The organism is Psychromonas sp. SA13A, assembly GCF_011378715.1.
Taxonomy (GTDB): domain Bacteria; phylum Pseudomonadota; class Gammaproteobacteria; order Enterobacterales; family Psychromonadaceae; genus Psychromonas.
In genome coordinates this window covers 107,539-119,425 of the sequence record NZ_WTKU01000002.1, presented here as the reverse complement: position 1 = coordinate 119,425, position 11,887 = coordinate 107,539, and the positions used below count along the sequence as shown (strand labels likewise).

The following is an 11,887-nucleotide window of genomic DNA, read 5'->3' as shown; positions in this document are numbered from 1 at the left end:
CTGAAGTTATATTAAGTTAAGGTGAAATTATAAAATAACTTAGATTTTCGTTACTTAAAAACAGATAGCCTATTAGCATTGCCTACTAATCACCAAATCCAAGGAATAAATGCCTTGGATTTTTTTTGATAAGCAGGATATTCAGGATGATGCAGAGATAAAGCTTTTTCTTCGTAGCGGGCTTTAAGGCACAGCACAATAATCAATAGTAACCATGCGATCAGTTTGTATTCACTAAACTGAAAACACAGTATTCCTAATCCACCAAAAAATAGTGAGGTATACATAGGATGACGGATATATCGGTAAGGCCCATGAACGATTAACGTACCAGTTAATTTTGGATCTGGACGAACATTAAAGTTTCCAGGACGGTTGGTGATTAAAGCAGAAAGTGCAATTAACATAGCGCACAAAATAAGCAGTAATCCTAACATCGATAGCTTTAAGCTTGCGATAGGCCAGGCAATAAAAGCCAAGAGTATAAATTGTGCAACCACATAAATCATTTCAGCTTCCTCAATCTATAGCAAAGACAGTCTATACCCGTAATAACCAATAGACATTCTGCCAGTCGCCCACTCACAGATCAGGCAAAACAAAAGATGATAACCTTACGAGCGATTAACTATTATTTAGCGAGTTTTAAATGAGCGCTGTATTTTATGTCATCACATATTAGCGTTAATACTTCAAAGTCTTTAAACATGGCTAAATCAACACTATCAAATAACCAAATAGAAAAAATAAAGTTCTCATCTATCGTTGCTCTTGCAAAGGGGTTAATTAGCCCTACACGTTGATAGTTATTGACGCTCAATGCAGCTTCACAAGAACCGTGCTTTTCATTGCGTAACATCGCTCTTTGCTCGTTATTATAAAGCGACTTATCGACTTGAAACATCAGGGTTGGAATGCCTAACTCAGTGATCAAAATAAACTCACCAAAGTCACTAGATTTAGAATATCCTGGTACATTCTTCCAGCTACGAGTTTTAGCCTTTAATAATATTTTAGGTTTTACCGGTAATGTTTCGGGCATTGAGCTAATAAAGAATCGAGGCGTAGGTAGGATTGAATCTTCTTCTTCATTTAATGATGTCATTAGCAGAATCGAGCCACAAACCATCACAATAAATAACGTTGTTAATACAAACTTAAGTTGCTTTGCGACTTTAGCAACATCAGAATCAGCAGTTAGTTTACGGATTTCAGCATTGGCTTCTGTTAAACAATCTGTTTTAATTTTGATGTCTTCAAGTAACTGATGGACTTTTATACGTAAAGACTCTGCGTCTAGTTTTTCTTCATCAACAACAATCACCTCAGAAGGTAAATAAACGAAATGTTCATTACCTTTCCCGCTGGTGATATTTTTATAAGCTATATGTACTATTTTAAATAATTCACTAGTGCCCGATTTATCAGGGTGAATTTTTAATGATAGTAGCTTAAATTGCCTACGAATTGCTTTTTGTGACCAAGAGTCATTTGTCCCTAAAATATCATGGTTATTCATATTTATGAAGTATTTACCTACTAGGAAAAAAGAAATTAATGCGCTTAAAATGACGTTATCTATTTAACCATTTAATAATAAAGTTCCATCTTTAATGGCTAGATTCTGACATCCACTTTAAAGAAAATCAAAAAAAAAACCACAAAACAAATCAATATCTTAAAAAAATAATGAATAATGTGATTTTTCAAACGCTATTGCTTATCTAGTGGCAAACATCAATCAATACGGGCCTTAAAAAACACTCATAAAGAGATAGATTATACTTGCGACTATATTTTCATATCCGAGCGAAGACAAATAAAAGGCATATAAAACATATATTTTAACTGCTTTATTAATACCAAAGTAATATCAATAAATTTAAAAATAACGTTAATATTAATAAAAATTAATGGAGTTATTGAGTACTGCAATGTTTAATAACCCCACTTATTATTTACCGAGTCAAAATCCAAATATTCAGGTTCGATATAAGACCTTTATGATATGCCAGCCGAATTTTGTTTTTACTAAGTGAGGAGTGATCAATTCAGCACTAAAACAGACTTTATCGAAAGCAGGTACCATTTGCCCTTTTTTAAACTCACCTAAATCTCCCCCTTTTTTACCCGAAGGACAGGTTGAATATTTTTTTGCTAAAGTCTGAAATTTTGCCCCTTTTTTTAATTGAGCAAGAATATCTTCAGCTTTCTCTTGGTGTTTTACTAGAATATGTAATGCGGATGCAGTGTTAGCCATGTTATTTATCTCTGATTATTAAAACTTCGCTATGATAGCAAATCAGATCGAAATGGATGCATTTATGTTGAGGTTAAACGATTATTTCAAAATATTTTTTATAGCAGTTTGTTCAAAAATACTAAGCAGATTAAAGTACAGAAGAAAATATTATGATCAGGTATCAAAATTCAAGGTACATTTATTAACTAGCTGTGACTGACTAGGTAGCCCCATTATAAAAATATTACAGGGTTAACGATGCGAGGTTAACGAATAACCAGCAATGTAATGAACTTACATATACGCTTTAGTATTTGAACTAGTCACAAGTCGATATAATTTAATTGTTGTCAGCCTATGGCCTTTAACAACATATTTACCTATGACCTTTAGCTTTTAAACAAGATCACAGTATATTAGGCATCTAATAGTCTATTCACGAGGACCTGCTTTAATGATGTTTTTAATAAAATAATAAGCAATATAGCCCACAATTAAACACGTCCCTGCGATAACCGCAACGCCAGCACCAACAATAGGGTCATTCAACAACATAGAGAAAAAATCCATTATTACCTCCTAAATTAACTAATAATTAAATGTCTTGATAGTTAATGTAGTTAAGAAGCTAAAAATAGACTTTGATTTAAATCAGTTTAAGGATTGTTATAATAATTACTTCAGGAAGATGCTATACACCTCACTTTATACGGTTATTTAGTCAAAAAGTAATCTAAGCAGAATACCGTTCAAATTGAATATACTGCTTTTTATTGTTAATAAAGCTCCATTGAATATCTTCAAAAATGGTAACAGCCCCTTCTTTCAATACTTTAACGATAGCTGGTTGTTCTGCTTTAGTATCATAAGCTTACTAATAAGTTACATATGTAAATAGCGTTTAATTTTTTTTGTCGGTGTTTTAATAAAAGGCTCAGCCTGTTCAACTACTGAACTGATTTTAGAAAACGAAGCTAAGCTTTCATTTGCCTCATTTCTAATGCTTTCCAATAAAGACACAATATCTTTATGTAAATCAAAATCACTTTGTGTTTTTAAATTATGCTGTTCATCGAACAGGTCATAATCAATATAAATTTTCGCCACTAACTTTTTATCTACTTCGTAGACCATCGAATCAATAACTAAAGGATGCTGTTCAATCACAGACTCAACCGATTCAGGGTAAATATTTTCACCACTCGCACCGATAATCACATTTTTACTACGCCCGCTAATAGTTAAAATGCCCATATCATCAACATAACCTAGATCTCCCGTATTAAACCATCCTTCGCTATCTAACACCTCTTCAGTACGCTCCTTCTCTTTATAATACCCGAGCATCACATTAGGTCCGCGCACATGTAATTCGCCATCTCGATCCTGCTCGTTTTGTTTTGCAAAGCGATATTCTATTTCTGGAGCAAAAACGCCGGTTGTACCGATGCGAGTTTTACCTGGTATGGCCCCAGCGATAATAGGCGCAGTTTCAGTCAAACCGTAACCTATCGCATAAGGGAAATTAGCTTCTAAGAGAAATTGTTCAACAAACTTTGATAACTTAGCACCACCAATACCAAAGAATTTAATTTCTCCGCCAAAGCTTTGCATCAATTTTTTACCGGCCATTTTATTTAATTGTTTACGTACAAAGCTAATATTTTCATACATAAATTTTGTTACTTTACTCTTATTGATTTCGGCGATAACTTTGCTTTTATAAATTTTTTCAATGACTAATGGCACACTCAACATACAGGTTGGTTTAACTTGCTGCATTGCTGCCAAGATGATCTTTGGTGAAGGTACTTTGTTGATGTAATGTACCGAAGCGCCGTTTGCAAAAGGTACTAAAAGTCCAACTGAACATTCAAAAGTATGCGCTAATGGCAATATCGATAAAAATCTATCTGTCTCAATAATATCCGCTAAGGTATTAGCTTGATACAACTGCGCCATTAAATTGTAATGACTTAACATCACACCTTTTGATTGTCCGGTTGTGCCTGAAGTGTAAATGATAACTGCAACATCGTTTGGATTGATGGTTAACGAATTATCAATTTCACTCATTTTTAAGAGCTTTTTCTGCTTTGCAAACTGTATGGCTTTATCTTTCATCTGCGCAATAGTTTCTGCGCCTTTAATAAACAAATCTGAATGCTTAGGCGTTTTATCCTCTAATATATCTAAGGTTTCTAGTGAAAAAACATAAGAAAGGCTAGAACTAAAATCATCTTCATTAAGACGTGTACATATTTTGTTTGAAACAAAAATAGCTTGCACCTGCGAATGTTTAATAATGTGATGAATTTCATTACTATGAAAATCAGGCAAAATAGGAACAGCAATAACTCCCATTGCAGTTATTGCGAGGTACACTATGCCCCAATGTGGCATATTTTCACTGCATATCGCTACCTTATCGCCTTGTTTTATCCCTAAATCTTTGAACATTGCTTGCAGTTGAATAACTTTTTCTCCTGCTTGCTGATAGGTGAATCCTTCTTCTCCTACATTTGTCACAAAGGTGTTCGATGCATACTTTTTAAAAGTATAATCTGCTAAAGACATTAAGTTATTGTGTGAGAGGTTAAGCGACATAGTTGACCTTTAAGTTGAAAGAAATGTGTTTTTTAGCACACCCCTTCTCTGGATAATTAATTTTATTGTTACTTTAATTTTACACCAATAAATTAATACAAAATGACAAAAATACGCGTTATTAACGGCTTTTCAGAGTCTTAGCTCAAATTTATTAAAAAAAGTAATTTGATTAAATCGAAAAAGGTAGTTATAGCAACACTTCAAGCTGTGCTAAAATCCTCTTTTTTTATTTATTGGAATAATTCTATGGCACGTCAAGTCACCTATTTTTACCAAGGCACCAAAAAAACAATCTCATTTTCTTTTAGCCAACACTTTGATATTTTTGAAGCGGTTGCAGCGGCAGAAGGTGTTGATTTAAAATCATTTTGGGCAATGGAAAAACAGCTAGAAATGAGCTCGCGTGGCCAAGGAATAATGAAAAATTATCGTGCAAATGAATTTGAACGTATGGGTTTTTCTGAGATCAAGTTTGTACGTGATGAGACAAAAGATAAAAAAACCAATAAAGACAATAAATAAATTCAGAGAGGCGATCAAAGCCTCTCTCCTTTCACGGAATAAATTACGTGCTAACGCAAAATAAAACATTACAAAAAATATCAACACACGAGCACAAACAATTAACTGACATTCTCAGTACTTTACCCGTTCCTCAAAAGCGTTACTTGAAAGCCGCATTAAATACAGCAGTATTTTGGGTATTTTCTCTCGCTGCTTTTTGTATCATTTGGTTCGTATCTAGCTTATTACTGGCTAGTTTTAGTCCTTTGGATATCGGAATAAGTAGCCAGTATGCAGCCTTTATATTCCCAACCGCCATCGTATTAGCTGCCACCTTTGCTATTAATTCAACGAGAAAGTGGTTAGCTGAATCAGATAATTTATATACATTAGTAAATGCAGATATAAAAGCACAACAAGTGTGCAAAGAATCATTTCAAGTGATGGCAGTTAAATGTTTTAAAGAACCTGAACATGGCGGGTTGCTGTATTTTTTATTATTACAATCAAACTCAGATACAGAAAGCCCTAATATTCATTGTAAAGCCAATCTGATCAGAGTTATTTATGACTATCAAAGTCAACAGGATCAAATTGATCCTAGTACTTTGTTAAAACCAAGCGACAACATAACGATAATTACTGCACCTCAGTCATTATTAGTACTCGATAATATTTTTGAGGGTGAGCGATTAAGTGATATCAAACACTTCGCTCTAACATTACCACCAGAACATTGGCCAAAACCAGATAGTTGGTTAGATGAAGATTGGCAAGAACTAGAAAATAGATATTCTGCTTAAGAGCATATTTAGATAGCGACCTAGTTTAATAGAGGCTAAGTTAAATAGGGCTCAATTAAATAGTCTCTTGATTGAATAGCGGATTTATTACGTCTTTCAGTAAAATAGAAAAATAGAGTGAATATAAACATCAAGAGGCTCTCCCTTTGAACCTCTGATGTTTTACTCTGAATCTATAACTAAATTCAGAGTAAAACCTTGCTAAACCTTAACGATTCTTATGCAATGGCTGATTGTGCAGGTAATTTGATGATCCGCTTCTCTAATACTTTTAATAGCACACCATAGGCAGGTAGGAATAAACACAAACTAACTAATAGTTTAAATCCATAATCCACCATTGCAATTTCAGGCCAATTTTCAGCCATGAAACTGTCCGTTGATGCATAGAAGGCGAGTGAGAAGAAGACTAGGGTATCAAGAAGGTTACCTAATAAAGTTGATGCGGTAGGTGCAACCCACCAGCTTTTAGTTAAACGCAGATTTGCAAATACCTTAATATCTAAAAGCTGTCCAAAAAGATACGCAGCAAAACTTGCCCCTGCAATCCTCAATACAAAGCTATTATATTCAGCCAGTGCGTCCATACCTTGAAATACGCCTTGATGGAATAAAACACCGATCACGTAGGACACTATCAATGCGGGTAACATTGCTTTAAAAATGATGCGACGAGCATCTTTCTGACCAAAGATTCTTACTGTTAAATCTGTTGCTAAATATACAAAAGGGAAACTAAATGCGCCCCAAGTTGTATGCCAACCGAATAAAGTAAAAGGTAGCTGAACTAGGTAATTACTAGCACAAACTATAATGATGTGAAATCCAACCAATAGCGTAATAGCACGGCGAATTTGCGTGTTTGAAAGTGATAACATATTGTACCTTTTTATATATGACAACGGGGTGAGGGAACCCGCTTATTATTTATCCCAAATGGGGTCGCATATTATAGGGGGATCTTTTGGCAATACAAGTCCTTTGATGGCATTGATTTTATGTCATCTAAACAAGCGCGTATAATTTTCCACACAACAACGTTATACTGTATATAAACACACTTAAGTGAGTCAATTATGTTTGCTAATAAACCCATTAAGATAGCAAAGGATATTGAAGGCGTACGTCGTAGTGCTTTTTGGCATCTATCCCGTCGAGATCATAGCCAAGCTGAGTTATTAAAAAAATTACAACGTAAAACCGACAATCAAGACTGGATTGATGCGGTCATTAATGAATGCTTAGATTATAATTATCTTGATGATCAACGTTTTACTGAATCTTTTTTACGTAGTTCTCGCAATAAAGGTTATGGTGAAACACGCATTAAACAAGACTTAAAACAGAAAGGGATCAGTGAACGTTTGATTAAACAAACGCTTGATGAAAATGTGTTTAATTATATTGATGCTGCGCAACAACTATTAGACAACAAATATAATGAGGCAATTGTCACTCAGCATCTAAAGCAAAAAGCGATGGGATTTTTACAGGCCAAAGGTCATAATTTTAGTGATATTGCATTAGCCATTGAATCACATAATGAAAACTTTCCAACGCCTAGCTTTAACGATCTCGACGAAGCATGTTTATTACTTTCTAAAAAATTCAGAGTATCTATCGACGATCAAAAGCAAAAGAGTAAAGCGTTACGTCATTTAACTTCTCATGGTTATGACTACGCTAAATCAAACCAAGCGATTAAATTATTTAATGAAAATATAGCGTTAGATGAATAATACTTATCTAAGCAGACTTTATATGAACGACAGACTTTAAAAGAATAGCGACTTCAAACGCTGACTATTTATTAACAACACCAGCTTTAAAATACGGAACCTATAATGGCAAAAGCAAAAACAAAAATTTCATATGTATGTAGTGACTGTGGAGCAGACTATACCAAATGGCAAGGTCAATGTGGGGAATGTAAAGCTTGGAACACGATCACTGAATTCCGTGAAGCATCAAGTACCACTAAATCTGTTAATGCAGCTATCAATCGTAACCAAGCAGGTGGATACGCGGGTGTAACCACCAATGGTGTAAAGCGAATTTCATCGGTACAAGTAGAAAATGCACAACGTGTTTCTACTGGTTTAAGTGAATTAGACCGTGTATTAGGTGATGGTATTACATTAGGTTCAGTGGTATTGATCAGCGGTGATCCGGGTTCAGGCAAAACCACCCTACTCACTAAAGTGGCATCAGTTATGTCACAAACTATGTCCACTTTATATGTCACAGCAGAAGAAAGTTTAAGCCAATGGGCAAAACGCGGTATCGAACGTTTAAACTTAAATTTTAATGAAGCTAATTTTTTATTATCTGACACCGACAGTATTGAAGATATCGTAGACCAATGTATTGAAAATAACGTACGTTTTTTAATTGCCGATTCAATACAAGCATTTGAATCTAGTTCTGTTGATGGTTCAGCTGGTGGCGTAACACAAGTTAAAACCTGTGCAAAAATATTAAACCGATTGTGTAAGCAGCACGGCATAACATTAATTTTAGTTGGCCAGGTGAACAAGAACTCACAAATGGCTGGACCACAAACGCTTAAACATATTATCGATACTGCCATACATATTGAGGTTAATGATGCATCAGTGCGTATTTTACGTGCAGATAAAAACCGTTTTGGTGATACCGAGCAAGTAGGTATTTTTCAAATGACTGAAAAAGGTATGCGCTCCGTTGATAATCCAAGTCGTTTATTTTTATCAGGTAGTGAAGAACATTTTGAAGGTTCTGCTATCTCAGTGATTAAAGATGGCGCTCGAAATTTATTAATCGAAATTCAAGCATTAGCGACTGAAGTTGAAGGTGAAAAATCTATTCGTAACTGTATTGGTGTTTCCTACAGTCGTTTATCATTAATTACCGCCGTATTAAAAAAACACGGCGGAATTCCCACCTATTACGATATTAATATCAGTTTAGTGGGTGGTTTAAAAATGGCTGATTCAGAAACATCAACGGATATGGCGGTGACTGCTGCGTTACTCAGCTCTATTAACTCTAAACCCTTACCTAGCGATGCAGTGTTTATTGGTGAATTAGCCTTAACCGGTGAATTACGTCAAATTCCACAAATTGTACCGCGCGTACGAGAAGCCTTAAGCCATGGTAAAAAACAAATATTCATTCCCTCAGTTGCCTATCATGCGTCAATGCAACAATTTGTTAAAGGTGACCAAAAAATCATAGCACTTAAAAACGTAAAAGAACTTATTGAGGCATTACAGTGATTTATCCTATGTAAATGACGATAAAGTAAATGACATTGAAGTAAATCAAATAAGATTTATCAAACAAAATATATTAACGGCAAGTAAGGTTAAATAATGGTAAGTGCGCAATTATTACAAGACCATCAACATCTTTTCAAACCTGAGCAAGGACAAGTGCTCGATTTAGCCTGTGGTAAAGGCCAAAATGGTTTGTATTTAAAGCAACATAACATTGATATGTTGTTTGCCGATATTCAACAACTGCATCTAGATCATTTAGTTACACATGAAGATGTTGCTCAGGGTAATATTTGGTGTGCTGACTTTGAATCTGAGACACAAAATGATGCAATCAAACTCAGTAAAATGCAATTGCAAGGTGTGATAATTTTTAGGTACTTACATCGACCATTATTTGATGCGCTAAAAAAATCAGTTAAAGCCGGTGGTTTTGTCATTTATGAAACATTCACTAAACAAAACAAACAATTTGGGCGACCAAATAGCGAGCAATTTTTATTAAAAGAAGGTGAACTCAAATCACTTTTTCAAGATTGGGAAATATTATTTTACTTTGAAGGCATCCAGCACAACCCTGACCGAGCGATTGCACAGATTGTTTGTCGGAAACCTTAATACTTTCATAAAAGTAAATTAATAGTTATCAATTGAAATTACTAAAAATTAAAATAGCTAAAAAGCATAAACAGTCGGGCATAGACTTGTCTGCTACTACCTATGCTTTATCAGGTAGTAGCTTGTACAGCTAGGTTTTTTATACATGGTTTTTATAGCTAGCACTTATATAAACGCTTTATCGCATTAACTTTTATACTGTAACTCTACTAATTCAATAAACCGTGATAACTCATTTCTCGATAAATTATTAATACCCGCAGCGGCAGCCCTACCCCCTCCAGTTTCAAATTGACTACAAATATCACCAGCACCTTGTTTATTATTAAGCGGCGCTCTAAGTGAAACGAGATAATTTTTGTCTGAGTTCTCAGTTAATACGGCAAAGGCACTATCAGGTTGTTGATTGGCTAATAAATTACCGAAAACACCACTAATTCTGCGAGACCAAGCTTGGTCTGGTAATTCAAAAATACTTAATAATGCTGAGCTGTATTGCGATGAAATCGCTAATGCCTTATCAAGATCTTCTTGGTAAGCAGATTGCAGCTTGGAAAATGGTGAGTTTGGATCAGCTATCACATCAAAGGGAGAGGAGTAATTTAACAGCAAACGGTATAACTCAGCAGGATCATAATGCAGATCCGATAAGTGACTACCATAACCATTATAATTAATTAACGTACCTAACTCTTGTAATTGTGCTCTTTGCTGTTGACCATAACCTGCAGCTATTGCAAGCCGATCTGCTTTAGCAATTAAGTTATCTCCGTAGGCTGCGCAAATAGCCCAACTATGGAATTTCCCCTGTAAATGCTGATCAATTATCAAAGCAGTACAAGTATTTGCATCGAGATCTATTAGGGCAGTTAAGTTTTTATTGCCAGGAATATCACCGCAACGGTGATGATCCGCATAAAATACATCATGCCCTTTATTTAACATTTCAATTAAAGAGGCACTATTCTTCTCCATTGAAATATCCAACACGGTGACAGTATCCTGTGCTGCTATTTCAATCTTTTTCAATAATTGAATATCCCTTTTAACACCGGTCACCAAGGTTGCGGGTATAGGATTACTAAGGCGCAATTGAATTAAAGATATAATGCCATCTGCATCACCATTAAAGACATCATAATGCATTATAAATACTCATTTTCTTTTAAGTAATCAATTACTTGTTGAGCGCAGGCTTGTATAGATTTTTGATCAGTTTGCACATGTATTTCAGGATTAACGGGTTTTTCATAGGCACTATCAATACCCGTGAAGTTTTTTATCTCACCTGCACGTGCTTTTTTATATAAACCTTTTGGGTCACGTGACTCACACACCGCTAATGGAGTATCGATAAACACTTCAATAAACTGACCTTCAGGTAACTGTGAACGAACCATTTCGCGATCGGCAACAAAGGGTGAAATAAAAGCCGTCGACACTAATAACCCCGCATCAGCAAATAACGTAGCAACTTCACCTACTCGGCGGATATTTTCCACGCGATCTTTATCTGAAAAACCCAGGTCGCCATTCAAACCATGGCGTACATTATCACCATCTAATACGTAAGTTTTAGCTTGATGCTGAAACAACATCAAATCCACTGCATTAGCAACTGTTGATTTGCCTGATCCACTTAACCCGGTAAACCATAACACTGCGGCTTTATGGCCATTTAAGTGACAATGATCTTGATGAGAGACGCTTGCTTGATGCCAAACTACATCCGATGATTTTTCGCCATCAACATCTTTTTCTATATAGGGGTTGTTCATATTAATTCTCTCTTAATGTTTTTAAACTTCAGTCTTATATCTTATTTAGAGATGCTGAAAATAAATGAGTAAGTT

General features: G+C 35.1%; 13 protein-coding genes. 5 read left to right on the top strand and 8 right to left on the bottom strand.

The annotated features are described in order from the left end of the window. Positions 1–89: 89 nt before the first annotated feature. From GQR44_RS03255 to GQR44_RS03235, 5 genes are all read right to left on the bottom strand, one after another. Positions 90–509 (bottom strand): methyltransferase, encoded by a 420-nt coding sequence (locus GQR44_RS03255; protein WP_166369216.1) that lies wholly within the window; start codon positions 507–509, stop codon positions 90–92. 122 nt (positions 510–631) lie between these two features. Beyond that, a complete protein-coding gene (locus tag GQR44_RS03250; protein ID WP_166369214.1) occupies positions 632–1,519 on the bottom strand; it encodes a J domain-containing protein in 888 nt (295 codons plus the stop codon). Between the two features lie 462 nt (positions 1,520–1,981). Further along, positions 1,982–2,260 carry a peptidylprolyl isomerase PpiC gene (gene ppiC / locus GQR44_RS03245; RefSeq protein ID WP_166369212.1) on the bottom strand — a complete coding sequence of 93 codons (279 nt, stop codon included), beginning with the start codon at positions 2,258–2,260 and terminating at the stop codon, positions 1,982–1,984. Between the two features lie 414 nt (positions 2,261–2,674). Then, the gene (locus GQR44_RS03240; protein ID WP_166369210.1) at positions 2,675–2,812 is read right to left on the bottom strand and encodes a DUF3149 domain-containing protein; all 138 of its coding nucleotides are present in this window, start codon (positions 2,810–2,812) and stop codon (positions 2,675–2,677) included. A 312-nt stretch (positions 2,813–3,124) separates the two neighbouring features. Then, positions 3,125–4,849, bottom strand: a complete 1,725-nt coding sequence (locus GQR44_RS03235) for an AMP-binding protein (protein ID WP_166369208.1) — start codon at positions 4,847–4,849, stop codon at positions 3,125–3,127. Positions 4,850–5,098: 249 nt separating this feature from the next. Here GQR44_RS03235 and GQR44_RS03230 point away from each other — a divergent pair, with 249 nt between their 5' ends. Further along, positions 5,099–5,374: a DUF2960 domain-containing protein gene (locus GQR44_RS03230; RefSeq protein ID WP_166369206.1), complete on the top strand. Its 276-nt coding sequence runs from the start codon at positions 5,099–5,101 to the stop codon at positions 5,372–5,374. A 47-nt stretch (positions 5,375–5,421) separates the two neighbouring features. After that, positions 5,422–6,159 (top strand): hypothetical protein, encoded by a 738-nt coding sequence (locus GQR44_RS03225; RefSeq protein ID WP_166369204.1) that lies wholly within the window; start codon positions 5,422–5,424, stop codon positions 6,157–6,159. A 218-nt stretch (positions 6,160–6,377) separates the two neighbouring features. Here GQR44_RS03225 and GQR44_RS03220 read toward each other — a convergent pair whose 3' ends face one another. Further along, complete coding sequence (locus GQR44_RS03220) at positions 6,378–7,037, bottom strand: 7-cyano-7-deazaguanine/7-aminomethyl-7-deazaguanine transporter (RefSeq protein ID WP_166369202.1); 660 nt, start codon at positions 7,035–7,037, stop codon at positions 6,378–6,380. Between the two features lie 198 nt (positions 7,038–7,235). On the opposite strand from GQR44_RS03220, the gene GQR44_RS03215 reads away from it, so the two are divergent. From GQR44_RS03215 to GQR44_RS03205, 3 genes are all read left to right on the top strand, one after another. Next, on the top strand, positions 7,236–7,898 hold the full coding sequence (locus GQR44_RS03215; protein WP_166369200.1) for a regulatory protein RecX: 663 nt from the start codon (positions 7,236–7,238) through the stop codon (positions 7,896–7,898). A 105-nt stretch (positions 7,899–8,003) separates the two neighbouring features. Beyond that, positions 8,004–9,416, top strand: coding sequence for a DNA repair protein RadA (gene radA, locus GQR44_RS03210; RefSeq protein ID WP_166369198.1), 1,413 nt, complete (start codon positions 8,004–8,006; stop codon positions 9,414–9,416). 96 nt (positions 9,417–9,512) lie between these two features. Beyond that, positions 9,513–10,034, top strand: coding sequence for a tellurite resistance protein (locus GQR44_RS03205; protein ID WP_166369196.1), 522 nt, complete (start codon positions 9,513–9,515; stop codon positions 10,032–10,034). 186 nt (positions 10,035–10,220) lie between these two features. On the opposite strand, the gene GQR44_RS03200 is transcribed toward GQR44_RS03205, so the two are convergent. Together GQR44_RS03200 and cysC are read right to left on the bottom strand one after the other, a co-directional pair. Continuing rightward, a complete protein-coding gene (locus GQR44_RS03200; protein WP_166369194.1) occupies positions 10,221–11,180 on the bottom strand; it encodes a DHH family phosphoesterase in 960 nt (319 codons plus the stop codon). Then, positions 11,180–11,812: an adenylyl-sulfate kinase gene (gene cysC, locus GQR44_RS03195; RefSeq protein ID WP_166369192.1), complete on the bottom strand. Its 633-nt coding sequence runs from the start codon at positions 11,810–11,812 to the stop codon at positions 11,180–11,182. Before cysC ends, GQR44_RS03200 begins: the two co-directional genes overlap by 1 nt. Positions 11,813–11,887 lie beyond the last annotated feature (75 nt).